The organism is Haemophilus haemolyticus M19501, assembly GCF_000222025.1.
Classification (GTDB): domain Bacteria; phylum Pseudomonadota; class Gammaproteobacteria; order Enterobacterales; family Pasteurellaceae; genus Haemophilus; species Haemophilus haemolyticus_G.
This window is the reverse complement of the sequence record NZ_AFQO01000007.1, coordinates 313051-331469: the sequence shown is the minus strand read 5'-3', so window position 1 is coordinate 331469 and position 18419 is coordinate 313051. Positions and strand designations below refer to the sequence as shown.

General features: G+C 37.7%; 20 protein-coding genes and 1 pseudogene. 4 read left to right on the top strand and 17 right to left on the bottom strand.

Annotated features, from left to right (window positions below; all coding sequences use genetic code 11):
* Positions 1-8: 8 nt before the first annotated feature.
* The 16 genes from hflC to GG9_RS04210 form a co-directional block, all read right to left on the bottom strand.
* Entirely contained in the window at positions 9-896 is an 888-nt protein-coding gene (gene hflC, locus GG9_RS04150) for a protease modulator HflC (RefSeq protein ID WP_005631485.1), read from the bottom strand.
* Positions 896-2131 carry an FtsH protease activity modulator HflK gene (gene hflK / locus GG9_RS04155; protein ID WP_032825083.1) on the bottom strand — a complete coding sequence of 412 codons (1236 nt, stop codon included), beginning with the start codon at positions 2129-2131 and terminating at the stop codon, positions 896-898. Before hflK ends, hflC begins: the two co-directional genes overlap by 1 nt.
* A gap of 751 nt (positions 2132-2882) precedes the next feature.
* Complete coding sequence (locus tag GG9_RS0108675; RefSeq protein ID WP_032825081.1) at positions 2883-3341, bottom strand: hypothetical protein; 459 nt, start codon at positions 3339-3341, stop codon at positions 2883-2885.
* A gap of 19 nt (positions 3342-3360) precedes the next feature.
* Entirely contained in the window at positions 3361-3732 is a 372-nt protein-coding gene (locus tag GG9_RS0108670) for a hypothetical protein (protein ID WP_032825080.1), read from the bottom strand.
* A 222-nt stretch (positions 3733-3954) separates the two neighbouring features.
* Positions 3955-4278: a hypothetical protein gene (locus GG9_RS0108665; protein WP_032825079.1), complete on the bottom strand. Its 324-nt coding sequence runs from the start codon at positions 4276-4278 to the stop codon at positions 3955-3957.
* A gap of 77 nt (positions 4279-4355) precedes the next feature.
* On the bottom strand, positions 4356-5063 hold the full coding sequence (locus GG9_RS04160; protein ID WP_005631482.1) for a 4'-phosphopantetheinyl transferase family protein: 708 nt from the start codon (positions 5061-5063) through the stop codon (positions 4356-4358).
* 60 nt (positions 5064-5123) lie between these two features.
* A complete protein-coding gene (locus GG9_RS04165) occupies positions 5124-6455 on the bottom strand; it encodes an anaerobic C4-dicarboxylate transporter (RefSeq protein ID WP_005631480.1) in 1332 nt (443 codons plus the stop codon).
* Between the two features lie 204 nt (positions 6456-6659).
* Positions 6660-6890, bottom strand: a complete 231-nt coding sequence (gene acpP, locus GG9_RS04170; RefSeq protein WP_005627318.1) for an acyl carrier protein — start codon at positions 6888-6890, stop codon at positions 6660-6662.
* Positions 6891-7162: 272 nt separating this feature from the next.
* Positions 7163-7891, bottom strand: coding sequence for a 3-oxoacyl-ACP reductase FabG (gene fabG / locus GG9_RS04175; protein ID WP_005631476.1), 729 nt, complete (start codon positions 7889-7891; stop codon positions 7163-7165).
* Between the two features lie 12 nt (positions 7892-7903).
* A complete protein-coding gene (gene fabD, locus GG9_RS04180) occupies positions 7904-8842 on the bottom strand; it encodes an ACP S-malonyltransferase (protein ID WP_005631474.1) in 939 nt (312 codons plus the stop codon).
* Positions 8843-9467: 625 nt separating this feature from the next.
* On the bottom strand, positions 9468-10418 hold the full coding sequence (locus GG9_RS04185) for a beta-ketoacyl-ACP synthase III (protein ID WP_005631472.1): 951 nt from the start codon (positions 10416-10418) through the stop codon (positions 9468-9470).
* 20 nt (positions 10419-10438) lie between these two features.
* Positions 10439-11458, bottom strand: a complete 1020-nt coding sequence (gene plsX, locus GG9_RS04190; protein ID WP_005631471.1) for a phosphate acyltransferase PlsX — start codon at positions 11456-11458, stop codon at positions 10439-10441.
* A 22-nt stretch (positions 11459-11480) separates the two neighbouring features.
* On the bottom strand, positions 11481-11651 hold the full coding sequence (rpmF, locus tag GG9_RS04195) for a 50S ribosomal protein L32 (protein WP_005544470.1): 171 nt from the start codon (positions 11649-11651) through the stop codon (positions 11481-11483).
* Between the two features lie 22 nt (positions 11652-11673).
* Positions 11674-12198, bottom strand: a complete 525-nt coding sequence (gene yceD / locus GG9_RS04200; protein WP_005631470.1) for a 23S rRNA accumulation protein YceD — start codon at positions 12196-12198, stop codon at positions 11674-11676.
* A gap of 89 nt (positions 12199-12287) precedes the next feature.
* Positions 12288-13664: a rhodanese-like domain-containing protein gene (locus GG9_RS04205; RefSeq protein WP_005631469.1), complete on the bottom strand. Its 1377-nt coding sequence runs from the start codon at positions 13662-13664 to the stop codon at positions 12288-12290.
* 13 nt (positions 13665-13677) lie between these two features.
* A complete protein-coding gene (locus tag GG9_RS04210; RefSeq protein WP_005631468.1) occupies positions 13678-14664 on the bottom strand; it encodes a YeeE/YedE family protein in 987 nt (328 codons plus the stop codon).
* A 143-nt stretch (positions 14665-14807) separates the two neighbouring features.
* Between GG9_RS04210 and asd the strand changes: the two genes are divergently transcribed.
* From asd to yedF, 4 genes are all read left to right on the top strand, one after another.
* Positions 14808-15677 carry an archaetidylserine decarboxylase gene (asd, locus tag GG9_RS04215; RefSeq protein WP_032825088.1) on the top strand — a complete coding sequence of 290 codons (870 nt, stop codon included), beginning with the start codon at positions 14808-14810 and terminating at the stop codon, positions 15675-15677.
* Between the two features lie 24 nt (positions 15678-15701).
* The gene (locus tag GG9_RS04220) at positions 15702-16325 is read left to right on the top strand and encodes a BamJ family beta-barrel-assembly machinery protein (protein ID WP_005631466.1); all 624 of its coding nucleotides are present in this window, start codon (positions 15702-15704) and stop codon (positions 16323-16325) included.
* 203 nt (positions 16326-16528) lie between these two features.
* A complete protein-coding gene (gene yedE / locus GG9_RS04225) occupies positions 16529-17749 on the top strand; it encodes a selenium metabolism membrane protein YedE/FdhT (RefSeq protein ID WP_005631465.1) in 1221 nt (406 codons plus the stop codon).
* A gap of 17 nt (positions 17750-17766) precedes the next feature.
* Positions 17767-18036, top strand: a complete 270-nt coding sequence (gene yedF, locus GG9_RS04230) for a sulfurtransferase-like selenium metabolism protein YedF (protein WP_005627337.1) — start codon at positions 17767-17769, stop codon at positions 18034-18036.
* 49 nt (positions 18037-18085) lie between these two features.
* Here the strand turns inward: yedF and GG9_RS09775 are convergent.
* A pseudogene (locus tag GG9_RS09775) lies at positions 18086-18417 on the bottom strand (5-methyltetrahydropteroyltriglutamate--homocysteine S-methyltransferase); the annotation flags it as partial.
* Between the last annotated feature and the right edge of the window lie 2 nt (positions 18418-18419).

Genomic DNA, 18419 nt, shown 5'->3' with positions numbered 1-18419 from the left:
TTTTAAATCTATTTCTTCGGAGCTTGCATAAAGCGGAAGAAATCACTATCTGGTTTTAAAATCATCATATTGTCAGAGCTTGCAAAACTCGCTTCATAGGCTTTTAAGCTACGTACAAAACTGAAGAATTGTGGTTCTTGAGCAAAAGCATCTGAATATAATTTTGCCGCCGCAGCATCGCCAGAGCCTCGTAATTCTTGTGCAGTTTTATTTGCATTAGCAAGAATCAACGTCACTTTACGATCTACATCTGCTTGGATAAATGCAGCTTTTTCTTTACCTTGAGAACGGTGTTCACGCGCGACTGCATCACGTTCTGCACGCATACGTTGGTAAATTGAAGAAGATACTTCGTCCGGTAAATTAATTTGTTTTACACGCACATCAATCACTTCAATACCCAATTCTGCCGTACTATCTTGCCCTGAATTTAAAGCTTTTTTGGCACCTTCCATTAATTCACCACGCGTACCAGAAACGATATCTTTAATAGTTCTTGTACCAATTTCAGAACGCAAACGGTCATTTACTTTACGGCTTAACAAGCTTGAAGCTTGGGTATAATCGCCACCACCAGTAGATGTGTAGAATCGACCAAAATCACTAATCTTCCATTTCACATAAGAATCTACTAGCAAGTCTTTTTTCTCAACAGTAACAAAACGTGTTGCTGAACCATCTAAAGTACGAATACGTGCATCTAAAACTTTAATGCTATCAATCAAAGGCACTTTAAAATGCAAGCCTGGTTCATAGACAACCACTTTATTATCTGCATCACGTTGTACTTTGTTGAATCGCAACATAATACCGCGAGTACCTTCAGTCACGACCACGACACTGGAATACACCACTGCCGCAATGACAAAAATAGCTGGTAATAAAAATTTACGCATTAGTTAAATCTCCCTTGGCGAATCGGCTCAACAGCGCTTGGTAGTTGGCTTGAAGAATGATTAATACGCTCTGGCTGTGATAAAACAGGCGCAGATTCTACCGCTCTTTCTGTTACGGTTGGCGCTTTAGCTGATACTTTTTTACCCATAATTTGTTCTAACGGTAACACGGTTAAATTGTTACCATTATTGCCATCAAGCATCACTTTTGGCGTATTTGCCATGACTTTTTCCATGGTTTGAATGTATAAACGCTCACGCAGTAAATCTGGTGCAGCTTTAAATTCAGGCAACAAACGCTGTAAACGTTCCACTTCGCCTCGTGCATCTAACACGATACGATCTTTATAAGCTGTTGCTTCTTCAATAATACGTTGTGCATCACCACGCGCAATCGGCTCCTTCTCACGGGCATAGGCTTCCGCTTCACGAATGAAACGTTGTTCATCTTCTTGCGCTTTAATCGCATCATCAAAGGCATCTTTTACTTCTTCAGGTGGGCGCGCAGATTGGAAATTCACATCAATAACCTCAAGTCCCATATCATAGGATTTGATAATGTCATTTAACGCTTTCCACGTATCTTCACGAACAACCGCACGGCCTGTTGTTAAAATATCATTCATTGACATATGGCCGATCACATAACGCAATGCACTATCAGTCGCTTGACCTAAACTGTCATCCGCATTCGTCACACTAAAACGATATTTAGCAGGATCTTGTACGCGATATTGCACGGTCATTTCCACTCGAACCATATTTTCATCTTTAGTCAGCATTGAACCTTGCGTGCGAAGTTCTTTAACCTGCTCAACATTCACCGGCAATACTTTATCTACAAATGTTGGTTTCCAGTTCAAACCTGGTTGAACAATAGAATGCAATTCACCAAAACGAAGCACCACACCACGCTCAGCCTCTTTAATGGTGTAGAAACCACTTACGCCCCAAATAATCGCACCAATGGCAACCGCAAGCGGCACCACTTTTCCAAAATTAAATGGCGTACTGTTTTGAGAACTACCATTATTTTGACCGCTCTTTTTATTTCCACCACCTAATTTTCTGAGAAGGTTATTAAAAATCTCCTCAATATCTGGCGGAGATTGTTCTTGATTTCCACGATTTTGATTGTTATTCCATCCATTATTATTGGATGAATTTCCCGGCTGTTGGTCGTTGCTTTGCCCTGGTTTACTCCAAGGATCGCGATCTGAACCGTTCTGTGACATTTCATTCTCCATTTGTCAAAAAATTGTTAAGAGTTTAGCTAAATAAATGGGGCGCGTCTATGAAAATGCAAGAAGGGATAACCATTAATTTCGCCGCACTTTCAAGTTATGCCCCTTAGGAGCGGAGATTTTTTCCGTTGGCATTAGATAGCTTTTACTGTTTGCTATCATAGCAGTTACTGTCTTAACAGATTTTTTAATTAAGATTGCCTTTAATAGCAATACGTACATTTTCAGAAAAAACGATATTAATTCTCATCGCAGCTTAGGGGTCTTGCTCTCTTGTGATATTTCCGTAGAAAATCGGGTGTGCTTACTCTAGATTGGATGTAAAGTTATAAAGTTTACTTAACACAAGCATAATTAAAAATACAAAAAATGCGGTCAATTTTTGAGAAGTTTTAAAACTCTTTGAAAATTGACCGCACTCTGTGCCTCAGTATTTTAAATTATAGTCTGTTTAAATATCAAACAAACTACAAACTTCTAAGAACTTAACACTAGAAATTAAACACTTTCTATTCTATATACCTCTCAGTTTTTTAGATATAAGCATTGCTAATACTATTAATGGTGACATCCTATAAAAAATATAGAAATTAAAAGATAGTATATCCTTTATCTCAAGAATAGAAATATCACCTAGATTTATGATAAAGGTAAACACGATAAAACATAAAGATATTATTATAAATCCAGATAGAAAAACAACGAGGGAATAAATAAAAAACTGAATAATATTATTAAACACTTATTCACCTCCTAGAATTATAGATTTAATGTTTTTCTCATTATTTTCCAATTTTTTACTTGTAGCTTCACTCGCCATTGAATCGACTACTACCCCAAATCTAACTGGTAAATATTTATAATCTTCGTATCCTGTATAATAAAAATTTTTATTTCTATATTGATGCTCATAATTATTTTTATATTTACTAATACTTCTAACAACCAAGGAATCAATTGATTTCTCAGCTACTTTACCTGCAAAACTGCCAGTTGCTGTTGCTACCCCAGAAGATACTGCTTTATAACCAGCATGTTTAATTGAATCCTCATTAGACTCAAAATATCCTTGCAAGCCTGAACTCACGGTATTCACTATCAATGTCGTTTTAAAATTTGTTCCACCAGTAATAAATCCTGTTGTACCGCTCCAAGCTAAATCACTGGCTGATGTATCTTTACCTTGATAAGAGTTTCCCAAATATCCTGATAAAATCTATCTACTTCAAATGACATATATCTAAATCAGGATAAAAATAATTTAAATAAAATAGTCCATCATAAAAGTTTACTCCCATATATTGTTCACCTTTACAATAATCTCCATCACTAACCTTAACAAACCCTAGAGATAATATAAAATCATTTAACTCATTATAATTAGTTTCTTTTATGGAGAATTTTACAAAAGCATAGATCCTGTTAGAATCAGATATATCAACAATTTTATCTTTATATCTTTCCAAAACAAGCATATAAATATCTTGCTTTTTTTTATTATTTTTTTCCTTATCAACAGCACCTTCTTTTAACAAAGATAAGAGAAGAAAAAAGAAACAAGATATAAATAAAAATTTCAATACATTATTCATTTTAATTTATCCGTGTATTCAGTCCCAATTGAGAATCCCTGCCCAACACCAATTCAAAGTATTTACAAAAAGTGCAGTCAGTTTTGGGGAGATTTTAAAACTCTTTGAAAATTGACCTCACTTTTTTCTTTAAGACACATGCTAAATTAACAATTAAAAATCACAAATATTCTAGCATTAAGAGTATCCTAAATCTCAATAAGCTATATCTAAATTGAAAACCTATCCATAATTTAAAAAATTCTTATTTTCGACAATCTCTTTTATAAGATAGAACACACTCTCCTCATCCTGTCTATCAAACTCATAAATAAAATCACGCAAATAATCACTTAATGGATAATTATACTTATATAACAATGCAGATAAATCATTTTGAATGCTGAATAATTTATAAATATTTTCCACAGAGGGATCATGTTTTTTTATTTCATTTACTATGTTTTTAATTTCATTTTCATAATCATGTAAAATTCTATCTATCTGGTTTCTAGAGCTTATAAAAACCTCTAGCTGCTCAATTAGAATTGAATATTTAATACTCATATTATTTTCCTTTAACTGGTTGAATATGCCAAATTTCTTTTGTTCTAGGGTTATTTTTAAATATAATAATAGTCCCTCTAGTTCACACAATAAAAGCTGAATTCTTGTAGTATTTTAAGTTGCAATCGTTCCCCACTCCATTCATAAAAGTGCGGTAATTTTTCTTGATGATTTACAAAAGCGGCTAAATAAACAGGGAGTTCATCAGTAAACCATAATTGCCCCTGCGGACAATAATCTGAAAAAATTTTTTGTTGTTCAGGAAAATGACGAACATTGGATAATTTTACGATCCCGAATCCTTGGGATTTCAATACGGCTTCTCGCAAACACCAACAACGATAAAAAGCCTTCAAAGAATCCTGCTGATGATGAAACCAATCAATTTCTTCTTTTGGTGCAATATGTTCCATCAACGCCGAAAAATTTCTTATTTTAGGAAATTCAATATCAATTCCCACCGCACTTTTTTCTTTATTTCTAATATCTAATATTACCGCCACCCAATCACCAGAATGGCTAATATTAAAATCTATTCGCTCATCAAGAAAATAAGGTCTGCCACTTTCGGTACGATGAATTTGAGATAAAAGTGCGGTGGATTTTCCTGATATTTTTAGAAGTTGGAAAAGTAATAAGTGAGCAAGCCGACGGCACTGATGACGCTGAAAAACACGCGAGCTATCCGTTTCAATTTGATATAGATTTTCTGGAATCAGTGCATCGGGTAAGGATTCCAAAGAAAAAGGTTGATTTATATTGCCGTAGGCGATGTAGGTTGTCATAAAAATAAAAGCACCATTCAAAGGTGCTTTTATATTAAAAGGATTTAGTTTATGTGTAAATTAGCGAATCACTAATTCCGCCACAGAAACACCGACCAAGCAAGCAACAACAACCCCAATTAAACCTGGCACCATGAAACTGTGGTTAAAATAATATTTACCAATTTTCGTTGTACCTGTTACGTCAAAGTTTACAGTGGCAATGTCTGACGGATAATTTGGGATGAAGAAATATGCATAAGTTGCAGGCATTAAACCAACCAAGATTGGTGCGGGAATACCTAAACCAATACCAACAGGTAATAACATGACTGCGGTCGCAGCTTGGCTGTTAATTACGACTGAAACTGCAAATAATGCTAACGCGAATGTCCAAGGATAAGTTTGAACCATATCAGTAATCGCGGCTTTAAATTCTGGCATTGCATATTGGAAGTAAGTATCGCTCATCCAAGCAATACCATAAATCGCAATAGCTGCCACCATACCTGACTTAAATACCACGCCATTTGGCACGATTTGAGGATTCGTTTTCGTTGCGAGTAAAATCACACCACCAAAACAAAGCATCATCATTTGGATAATTAGCGACATGGAAATTGCTTTTCCGCTACCAATAGTACGAATTTCAGGAATCATCGCAATCGCAACAATCACCACCAAGGCTAATAAGAACAAATAAACTGATTTTTTAGCGCCTTGTGGAAGGGCTTCATTCAATGTTGTGCTTGTGGTATTTAAAATGCGTTCGCGCCATACTGGATCTTGTAAGCGACGTTGATATTCAGGATCTTGTTCTAACTCTTTACCACGACGCATACTGTATAAAGAAAGCGCTATCGTACCCGCTAAGGTTGCAGGAACAGTCACACAAATAATATCTAACAAACTAATATGCTCAAAACCAGGCATTGCTGTAATTTTACCTAGATAGAAGACAACAGCTGCAGAGAGTGGACTAGATGTAATCGCTAACTGAGATGCCACCGAAGACGCTGCCATTGGACGTTCTGGACGAATTTTGTTTTTCAATGCAACATCGCCGATGATTGGCATAATTGTGTAAACAGAGTGGCCAGTACCAAGCATAAACGTTAATAAATACACGACCAATGGGCCGAGTAAAGTGACACGTTTTGGATTTTTACGGAGAATGCGTTCGGCAATTTGTAACATAAATTTCAAACCGCCTGCAGCTTCAAGCACAGATGCACAAGTCACTACCGCAAGAATGATGAGCATTACATCAATCGGTGCTTTCCCCACTGGCATACGGAATACGAAAACTTCGATAGCAAGACCGATACCAGAAACAACACCTAATCCGATACCACCGTAACGGCTTCCCATATAAAGCATTAATAATAAGAATAAAAATTCTAAATAAAGCATAAGCACCTCAAAAACAAAAAAACTGTAAAAATAATACCCTTTTTGAGGAATAAAACTAGATATTTTTTAAATTTTAGAGCAAGAATTGAATTAAAAGGTAATTCAGATCAATTTTACAATGCTGGAATAAGAGAAAAGTGCGGCGATTTTAGAAAGAAATTTTTGAAAAAAATTAGGCGACTTAAAAAGTCGCCCAACTTGAAATTATTGATTGTTTTGCACGTAGTCAATCGCAGATTGAACAGTTGTGATTTTTTCAGCTTCTTCATCTGGAATTTCGATATCGAATTCTTCTTCTAAAGCCATTACTAATTCAACTGTGTCTAAAGAGTCCGCACCTAAATCTTCAACGAAAGAAGCTTCAGATTTAACATCTTCTTCTTTAACACCTAATTGTTCAACGATGATTTTTTTCACGCGTTCTTCAATACTCATTTGTTTTTCCTATTTTGTTGGTTTTAACTCATAAAAGAGCGGTTAGTGTATGTATTTTTTATCAACTTGCAACTATTTTATAGGCTGGTCGCACCACAAAACGGGCAATCTGAATACACACATTAAAAATAGTTACGTACCTTTGCATACGCTCAAGGCGTAACCAAGCTACACTGCGAATGGGATTCTAACATTATCTAAAATCTTTGGCTATGATTTTGTGTTTAGAACGCCACTCAAGTCCAAATAAAGAGAAATGCTGATTTTCAGCATTAGCTCATATATAAACCACCATTTACATGCAACGTTGTGCCTGTAATGTAAGCTGCATCATCAGAAGCTAAGAAAGCAACGGCTTTAGCAATATCTTTAGCTTCGCCTAAACGACCTGCTGGAACATTAGATAAAATACCTGCTTTTTGTTCATCAGTAAGCACTTCTGTCATATCCGTTGCAATAAAACCAGGTGCAACCACATTTACAGTAATACCACGCGCAGCCACTTCTTTCGCTAAAGATTTAGAAAAACCGATCACACCCGCTTTTGCCGCACAATAGTTAGCTTGTCCTGGATTCCCCATTGAACCCACCACTGAACCAATATTGATGATACGACCAAAACGTTTTTTCATCATTGAACGTAACATGGCTTTAGAAAGATGATACACCGAAGTTAAGTTAGTTTGCATAATATCAAACCACTCATCATCTTTCATACGCATCAATAAGTTATCACGAGTAATACCTGCGTTATTCACGAGAATATCAATATCGCCAAAATCATCTTTAATTTGCTCAAGTAAAGTTTCAATAGATTCTTTATCTGTGACGTTTAAAACTAAACCTTTACCTTTATCTCCTAAATATGCAGAAATTGCTTCTGCACCTTTTTCAGATGTTGCAGTACCAATTACAAACGCACCTTTTGAGCTAAGTTCTTCTGCAATCGCTCGGCCAATACCACGAGTAGCCCCTGTCACTAAAGCAATTTTACCTTGCATTTTTCCTTCCTTTTACGCTAAAAATTCTTCTACGGCATTGAATGATGCAACATCATTTACAGATATTGCTTGTAAATCACTCACAATGCGTTTGGTTAAACCATTTAATACTTTACCCGGTCCCACTTCAACAAGTGCTTGAACGCCATCTTGCGCCATTTTTTCAACGGTTTCAGTCCAACGAACTGGGCTATATAACTGACGAACAAGTGCGGTACGAATTTCTGCATCTTTAGTTTCAGCTTTCACATCAACGTTATTTAATACCGATGTTGTTGGTGTATTAATTTGAATATTCTCAAGTGTTACCGCTAATTGCTCAGCTGCTGGTTTCATCAAGGCACAGTGAGAAGGTACGCTCACCGCTAATGGCAATGCGCGCTTAGCACCCGCTTCTTTACATAATGTAGCCGCACGCTCAACTGCTGCTTTCGCGCCAGCGATAACGACTTGACCTGGTGAGTTAAAGTTCACAGCAGATACGACTTCGCCTTCCTCTGCTTGTTTGCAAGCATTAATAATTGCTTCATTGTCCAAACCAATGATTGCATACATTGCGCCAGTGCCTTCAGGCACAGCTTGTTGCATTAATTTTCCGCGCAATTCCACTAATTTAATCGCATCTTGGAAATCCAACACGCCAGCACAAACCAAGGCAGAATACTCACCTAAGCTATGGCCTGCCATTACTTCTGGTTTTAATTGAGGAAATTTTTCTTGCCATACGCGATAAATAGCGACTGAAGCAGCCAAAAGTGCGGGCTGAGTTTGCCAAGTTTTATTAAGTTCTTCAGCAGGGCCTTGTTGAACAAGATGCCATAAATCATAACCAAGCGTATCAGATGCTTGTTTAAATGTTTCAGTAACGATTGGATATTCAGTTGCAAGATCAGCAAGCATACCGACAGTTTGGGAGCCTTGGCCTGGGAAGACCATTGCGAATTTTTTCATTATGTTTTGTCCTATTGTTTTAATTAAAAATATTTTTCGGTAATTGACGTCAGGATTTCGCCTGACGGCGACCTACTTTTCTTTGCTTGTGCAAAGCAAAGTAGGCAAAAGAAACACACCCCAATTAAATCGCTGATCTTTGCTTTGTTTCAATTTTCTTTACGGCAATTTGCTGAACTCGCTTCGCTCAAACAGACGCAAATTGCCTAAAAATTGAAAGTCACAAAGGCGATTTATATGGGGCCCAAATTTAATCGGAGCATTATTTAAAAAGTGCAGTTGATTTTGAGTTCATTTTTAGAGTGAAAAACATTTTGAATTTTCACTGCACTTTACATCGAAGAAAGAACAAATCGGGTTCCCTTCTTTGCCGCCTGGAAAAATAGAAATTTGTAGGAAATTTGCGTCTGTTTGAGCGAAGCGAGTTCAGCAAATTTCCGTGAAGCAAATTTCTATTTTTTCAGGAAATAAGGCAAAGCAGGGTTGCTTTTCTTTTTGCTTACTTTTTCTTTGGCAAAGCAAAGAAAAAGTAAGTCGCCGTCAGGCGAACCCCTGACTCTTTAACAGAAAAAGTGCGGTCAAATTTTACCGCACTTTAAAATCCTCAATAATTATATCAAATCAACTAAAATCTCACTAATGCCGAACCCCAAGTCCAACCACCGCCAAAGGCTTCTAATAATAGTAACTGCCCACGTTGAATACGGCTATCTCGAATAGCTTCATCTAAAGCAACAGGCACAGTAGCTGCACTGTTGTTAGCGTATTTATCTAACGTTACCACCACTTGCGACATATCCATTTCTAATTTTTTAGCTGTCGCTGTAATAATACGTAAATTTGCTTGATGTGGTACAAGCCAGTCTAAATCTTTTTTATCTAAATTATTTACTAAAAGTGTTTCTTCCACCACATTTGAAAGTTCACGAACTGCCAGTTTGAAGGTTTCATTACCTTGCATCTCGATATATCCAGATTTTTCTACACCACGTTCAGGTTGAGCTAAAACAAGCGCATTATGTTTATCTGCTGAAGCATGTAAATGAGTAGAAATAATCCCTTCTTGTTCACTCGCTTCAAGAATGACCGCGCCTGCACCATCACCAAATAGCACAACAGTACTGCGATCTGTTTCATCTAATTTACGAGAATTGAGATCTGAACCAATCACTAAGGCTTTTTTCACCTTGCCGGCACGAATAAATTGATCTGCCACGCTCAATGCATAGACAAAACCTGTACAAGCTGCTGCCAAATCAAAAGAAATCGCATCATTAATATTTAATAACCCTTGTACTTGGCACGCGGCACTTGGATAAGCGTGCGAGTGACTTGTCGTTGCAACAATAATCAGTTCAATATCTTGAGGATTAATTTCAGCAGCTTCGATCGCATTTTTTGCTGCCTCAAATCCCATTGTTGCAACAGTTTCATCTGCCGCTGCGATACGACGTTCACGAATACCGGAACGAGTGACAATCCATTCATCTGATGTATCAACCATTTTTTCCAATTCCGCATTTGTGCGGATGTAGCTTGGTAAATAACTACCAGTAGATAAAATTCTGCTATTCATAATAAATAAAAATTAAGTTATTAATAACGAGCAAGCCCAGCCAATATTTTTTCTGGAAGTTGCTGGCGAGCTTGTAAGGCAGCATCGGCAATGGCGTGCGCAAAAGCATTCACATTTGCGCCACCGTGGCTTTTCACCACCACGGCACTTAAGCCGATAAGCGATGCGCCATTATATTCATCAGGGTTAATACGTTTCAAGCGTTGATAACTTTGTTTGAAAAAATAACGCATCATTCCTGCAAAAATTGGTTTTAACCAACGTGATTTCGATTGACCTTTAAACAAAGATAACAGGTTTTTTGCCGCCCCTTCTAAGGTTTTCAACGCGACATTGCCTGCAAAACCATCACTCACAATCACGTCGGCTTTCCCATTCAGTAAAACATCACCTTCGATAAATCCGACATAATTAAGTGCGGTTGATTTTTGCAGTAAATTAGAGGCATCACGAATAGATTGATGGCCTTTAATTTCTTCAATACCTATATTCAATAATCCAATTCGCGGGTACACCAAATTAAGTCGAGCTTCAGCAAAAATCGCACCCATTATAGCAAATTGATAAAGATTTTCCGCACTACACTCAATATTTGCACCAAGATCCAACATCACTGATTTTTCACCATCAATGGTCGGAATCAAAGAAATCAATGCAGGGCGTGCAATGCCTTGTAAAGGCTGCAATAAAATCTTCGACAATCCCATTAACGCCCCAGTATTACCTGCACTGACACAACCTTGCGCTTCGCCACGTTGTACAGATTCCAATGCTAAACGCATTGATGTACCTTTACTATGACGCAACGCATAAGATATGCCTTGATTATTTTCGATAACACTTGAGCAATGTTGAACTTGTATGCGTTCTAAAACTGATTGAGAACAGTTATTGAGAAGAGGAGAAATTTGTTGGCTATCGCCAAAGAGGATTAAAGAAAGCATAGGATCATTTTCCAATGCTAAAAGAGAGGCAGGGATAGTAATACGGGGACCAATGTCCCCGCCCATCACATCTAACGCCAAGGTTAGACGGTTCAAGTGAACACCTATAAGTAAAAAATTACTTATTGATCACTTTACGACCACGATAGTAACCGTCTGCAGTTACGTGGTGGCGTAAGTGAGTTTCGCCGCTTGCTTTATCCACTGATACTGCAGCAGTAGTTAAAGCATCGTGTGAACGACGCATATCACGACGTGAACGAGATTTTTTGTTTTGTTGAACAGCCATTGGCTATACTCCTAAATTTAATTTACTTTTGCTTTAAATTAGCTAATACAGCGAACGGGTTCGGTTTTTTTGCCAATTCTTCAGGCAATTCGCCAAAAACCTGTTCCTGCGCGGACACTTCACAGTGTTCAGATGAATGCATTGGTACAAGCGGCAAAGCTAAAATTAGCTCATCTTCCACCGTGCCAATTAAATCTATTTCGCCAAACTCATTGAACTCGATTGGCTCATAAATTTCCGGCAATACATCAGCTTGATCCCAATTAGCCACTGGACTATAAGTAAACTCACATTCCAATGTTTGTTTGTAAGGTTCGTTACAACGCTGACATTCTAATTCAACATCAACTTGCACTTTACCTTTCATCACCACTAATTTTTGTGGATCAATATAAAACGATAATGTTACCTGTGCATCGCTGAGCACGTTTACCACTGATTCCGCCAAACGCTCAAGCTGATTTGCCGCATAATAACCAACATAATCAAGCCGTCTTTGAGCATCTTTTACCGGATCAACGGTGAGGGGTAGTTTTACCTTTTGCATAGGGCGTGAATATTACCTGTTGTTGCGAAGATAGTCAAAGGGAAATCACATTTTTTATGTAAGAAAACTCGTGATTTCCCCCCTCTTAATTAACTTTTACAGGAATTTCCTTTTTTCATCACTTTGCCAAAATCATTTTTCGAATCCGGTTTTGTCATATTATTTGGCGCACCTTTTTGTACAGGATAAACAGAATCCATTTGCCATTGATTCCAGCCACCATCATAAACCAAAGTATCTTTCCAGCCAGCTAGTTGAGTCATAAACCAAGGTACGCCTGCTCGCCAGCCTGTGCCACAATAAAAGGCTAATTTATTACCTTTTTCGATACCTTGAGTTTTCCACAAAGCAAAAATTTCATTTGGGTTACGCAACGTGCCATCCGGATCATAAAAATCAGCCATATTAGAAGAATCAGTGCCAGCAAAGCCCCAAATTGCTCCTTGCGGTTCACCTTTGCCCGGAATGTAATCATAGCCACTCACTTTGCCAGTATATTCATCCCAAGCACGGTTGCTAATGAGTTTCAAGCCATTTTGTTGTGCCAACATAATTTCTTTCGGCGTTTCAATATCAATCGCAGGATTTGCTGGAATTGTTGCACCAAAATGAGTTTCAGGTATTGGTGTATTCACTGTGGTTTCTGTTGGTAAATTAGCATCCATCCAAGTAGAAAGATTGCCATTTAATACACGCACATCTTTCACGCCAGCCCATTTTAACGCCCAAAATACGCGATAGGCTGCCAATTGATTATCTGAATACAAAATAATAGTTTTGTCCGCCGTAATACCATTTTTCAACAAATTTTGCTCAATCACTTCCGGCGATGATAAATTCCAAATCGGGCCATTTTCGATCCAATCCGTATCAAAATGATAAGCGCCAACAATGTGTTGCACATAGCCTTGGGATTTTTCTAGCGGTCCCCAAGACACTTCAAAAATCGCAAATTTATCATTGTCATAAGTTTCTGGTTTTTCGCCTTTCAACACAGAATTAATCCATTCCGGAGAAACGCTATATTGGAAATTTTGAAAACGTTCTAGTGGATAATCTGCATTAGCGTAACTGATAAAATCATTAAATACGCGAGTTTTATAGCCTTTTGCGGCGAAATCAGCACTAATACAAGCTAAATTATCTAGATTAGAATCATAAAATACCAAGGTTTTATCCTTAGTAATCCCCTTGCCTGCTGCAAAAGATTCAAATTTATCCGGTGCAATGGAATCTAGCCATGAGCAAGAAAATTGCACAGCGTTAGGAATATGTCCACCACGCATCGTATTTTTATCTTTGAAACCGTTGTAAAGGCTATCTTGGCGAGAATCAATAATCACATAATTAGGATTATTCAAATTATCCAAAAGTTCTTTTGTTTCAATAGTTTTTACTTGATTATCATCACAAGCTGCAAGTGCAAATACAACACCAATACCTAGTAAAGAGCGGTTAAATTTCATTGAGTTTCTCCTTTTATCTTCTCACGAACAATCTGTTACCAATCCAACATCCTAATAAAATAAAGCCTGTGGCAAGCCAGCCTTGCCAAGAAAAATAGGCGGTAGCTACTAAGGAATTTGTCACCGTGCAGCCACCAGTTAATGCTGCGCCCAAACCCATTAAAACGCCCCCTAAAATACGCCGTAGGGCTTCTTTTGGCTGAGGTATTCTGAGATTAAAATCGCCACTAAGTTTTGCCATAAAAAATGATCCCAATGGAATCCCAAGCACAAATAAACTCCCCCAGTTTAAATAACGTTGCTGACCGATGACTAAATATTGCACCACATTCGCCGAAGGTACAGAAATACCATAACCAAAATTGCGTCCGGCCTTAGAACTAAAATACCAAGCGACAACACCCAACAAACCGATTAATAACGCCCCCAAATAAGGATTCCAATTATGCTTAAAAGTGCGGTCAAAAAATGAAAGATTTTCTTGGGAAGCAATTTTTTCTCGGCGAGAAAACAGAATCAGCGTGATAATAATTAAAATCGCAACCAACCACCAAGGAGAAATGGAGAATGTTAAATAAATATTATTCCATTGTGTGGTTTGTTGGGTTAATCCGCCAATAAATTGATGAAGGCTGCCAGTTTGTGTTGAAGCCATTGTGAGCGCAAAAGCAAACAGAGCAAGTAAACTGCCTAACGCCCCTTCTGCACTGCGAAACCAAGCCCCGCTCCCACAACAATTACTTAACACCATACCAATGCCAAATAACAATCCACCTAAAATACTAGCAAGCACAGGCAACTGAGATGTAGGAATTTTGATGAGTTCAAATTCAGCCAGCGTAAAAAGCCCGATAGATTGCACACTGACAGCGATTAAAAGTGCGGTTAAAAAACGGAAGTTTTTTTCAAATAAAAAACGACGAAAACCAGAAACAAAACAGAATTGTGTACGTTGAAGTAGAATGCCGAAAGCTATTCCAATAAATAAGCCGCTAAACATAGATTAAACCTTAATACTGATGGCGGAAATGAATTGCTGATATTAAAGCATAATTGTTCTATAGTTGTCATTATTTAAATAGTTGGAAGAATAAAAAAAATTGCTATAATCACGCCTTTTTTTTTTAACAAGGAAAGATAATGATGACTTCAAATTCTTATTGGCAACGCTTAAAAGTGGCATTTCAATATGTCATGCCGCAAATTTATTTAACTCAAATTGCAGGCTGGTTTGCTAAACAAAAATGGGGTGTGCTAACCCATGTTGTAATTAAAGCTTTTGCGAAAAAATACAACATTGATATGAGCATAGCGCAAAAAGAACAATTTTCTGATTACGCAAGTTTTAATGAATTTTTTATTCGTCCGTTAAAAGAAAACGCGCGTCCAATTAATCAAAATCCTACCGCACTTTGTTTACCCGCAGACGGGCGCATTAGTGAGTGTGGTCATATTGGCGATAATCTTTTATTACAAGCTAAAGGGCATTTTTTCAGCCTAGAAGACCTACTGGCAGAAGATAAAGAATTAGTTGAAACCTTTAAAAATGGTGAATTTGCCACTACTTATCTTTCTCCTCGTGATTACCACCGAGTGCATATGCCGTGCGATGGTACGCTACGCAAAATGATTTATGTACCGGGTGATTTATTCTCTGTGAACCCATTTTTAGCCCAACATGTACCCAATTTATTTGCGCGTAATGAACGCGTGATTTGTGTATTTGATACTGAATTTGGCACAATGGTACAAATTTTAGTCGGCGCGACCATCACTGCAAGTATTGGCACAACTTGGGCAGGCATAATTAATCCACCGCGCTACAATGAAGTGAAAACTTGGACTTATGAAGGAGAAAGTGCGGTCAAATTATTGAAAGGTCAAGAAATGGGTTGGTTCCAACTTGGTTCGACAGTGATTAATTTATTCCAAGCCAATCAAGTGCGTTTAGCTGATCATTTAAGCGTGAATGAACCTGTTCGCATGGGCGAAATCTTGGCATATAAAAAATAATTTTTAACAAAAGGAAAACATCAAATGAATTTTGAACAAGTAAAATTAGAAAGCGTTTCTGAAAAAGGTAGCTACGGTATTGGTTTGCAAATTGGCCAACAATTAGCCGATAGCCAAATGGAAATCACCGTTGAAGCGGTGGCAAAAGGCATTTTTGACGCGTTAAACCATAATCAACCTGCATTAGACATCAATGAGTTAATGCATTCGGTTCAGGCACTTCAACAACAAGCAGCTGAAGCACAACAAGCGCAATTTAAAGCCATTGAAGAAGAAGGCAAAAAATTCTTAGAAGAAAATGCGAAAAAAGCGGGCGTAAACGTAACCGACAGCGGTTTGCAATACGAAATCATGACTGAAGGCAAGGGCGCAAAACCAGCTGCGACAGATAAAGTGCGTGTACACTACACAGGTACATTACCAGATGGCACCGTATTCGACAGCTCTGTGGCTCGTGGCACACCAGCTGAATTCCCAGTAAATGGTGTAATCCGTGGTTGGGTGGAAGCATTACAAATGATGACTGTTGGTTCTAAATGGAAACTCACTATTCCACACGAACTTGCTTACGGTGAACGTGGCGCTGGCGCATCAATTCCGCCATTCTCAACACTCGTATTTGAAGTAGAATTATTAGATATTCTTTAATCGAAAAATATGATATCTATAAAGGCAAAGCTATAAAGGGTTTGCCTTTATTGTTAAAATAATGTTATTATTTTATCTGACAAATTTCATTTGTCTTATATCGCAAGTTTTGTGTATAGGAAAATGGGCACTTCTTTTTTCACTGTATTCATTATTTATACCTTTCTTGCAAATCTTTCTTTTCAATAAATTTAGGTTATCTTATGAAAGAGATTTGGCTACAATTTAAACAAAATTATTTAATTAAATACTGGAATCCGATTGTTGCAGTGACTGCAGCGGGTTTGCTTTCTGCTTATTACTTTGGGGTAACAGGCACTTATTGGGCTGTTACAGGGGAATTTACTCGATGGGGAGGGCATGCATTACAAGCGTTAGGCGTTGATGTATCTGAATGGAGTTACTACAAAATCATAGGAATGCAAGGTAATATCTTCTCACGTATTGATGGTGTCATGATCTTAGGCATGTTTGCAGGTTGTATTTCTGCGGCACTTTGGGCAAATAATGTAAAATGGCGCAACCAACCACATAAACGTCGGATTGTTCAGGCTTTAATTGGAGGTGCATTAGCAGGATTTGGTGCACGTTTAGCAATGGGATGTAATTTAGCTTCACTTTTTACAGGTATCCCACAATTTTCGGTACACGCTTGGTTCTTCACTATCGCAACAGCAATAGGTACTTATGCTGGTGTAAAAGTCACATTACTACCAATATTTCGCGTTAAATTAGAACTGAAAAAAGGCGCAGCGAAAATAAAAGAAACAGATCCTAAACAAGCACAACGCCGTTTCTGGATTGGTATGATTGTATTTTTTGCTTATCTTATTGCTTCACTTTATGTAATGACTCAATCTATTAAGCTTGGTTTTGCTATGCTTTGTGGTTTGGCTTTCGGGTTATTAATTGAACGAGCTCAAATTTGTTTTACCTCAGCTTTCCGTGACTTATGGGTAACTGGGCGTGCTTACATGGCAAAAGCTATTATTTTTGGAATATTAGTGGGCACAATTGGTGTATTTAGCTACATTCAACTTGGCGTCTCGCCTAAAATTATGTGGGCTGGCCCCAATGCTATTATTGGCGGTTTATTATTCGGATTTGGTATTGTACTCGCTGGTGGTTGTGAAACAGGTTGGATGTATCGCTCAATGGAAGGTCAAGTACACTTTATGTGGGTTGGCCTAGGTAACGTAGTCGGATCAACTTATCTCGCCTATGTTTGGGATGATATCGCTCCTGTTTTAGCACTTGATTACGAAAAACTTAATTTACTAAAATCTTTCGGGCCCGTAGGTGGCTTACTTGTGAATTACGGTTTATTAATTTTATGTTTAATTGCCGTAGTCTGGTGGGAACGTCGTTTCTTAGCCAAAGCAAAATCTCAAATAACCGCACAAACTGGCTGTGGATGTAATTAACCAAAAGGAGCATAATCATGGCATTTACTATTGTTCAAAAATTAGATAAAGATCCAAAAGACATTTCACCCGATTATACATTAGATACGTTAGGCGAACCCTGTCCTTACCCTGCTATTGTAATGTTAGAAACCATGCCACAATTACAAAAAGGTGAAATTTTAGAACTATTAAGCGATTGCGCACAATCTATCAACAACATTCCTATTGATACTAAAAATCATGGCTATACACTGCTAAGTGTAGAGCAAGATGGAACAAAATTGCGTTACTTAATTCAGCGTTAATAAATGGCTCCATAAGGAGCCATTTATTATCTACCAATAAATCGCCCCAAACCTCTTTAGCGATTTCTTCGCGTGTACCATAAATGCCCGCATCCCACTGGATAGGATACATGAATTGATTAGGACTAGGGATGCTGTATTTAACTATGCCACGATCACCAACAATAGCATTCAATTTCTTAAAATGCTCAATAAATAGATGATTTGAATACCTACATCTAACTGAGCTTGGGATAACTTTGTAATTGCTTGATCTTCAATCTCAGTTAATTATTCACGAGAGAGCTCACCTTATGCAAATTTTAAACGAGCCTCTTTTAATGCTTGTGAGCGTAAATAAAAGCCTACTGTGGCTGCATGTAATGGGAGGTTTTTTGATATTT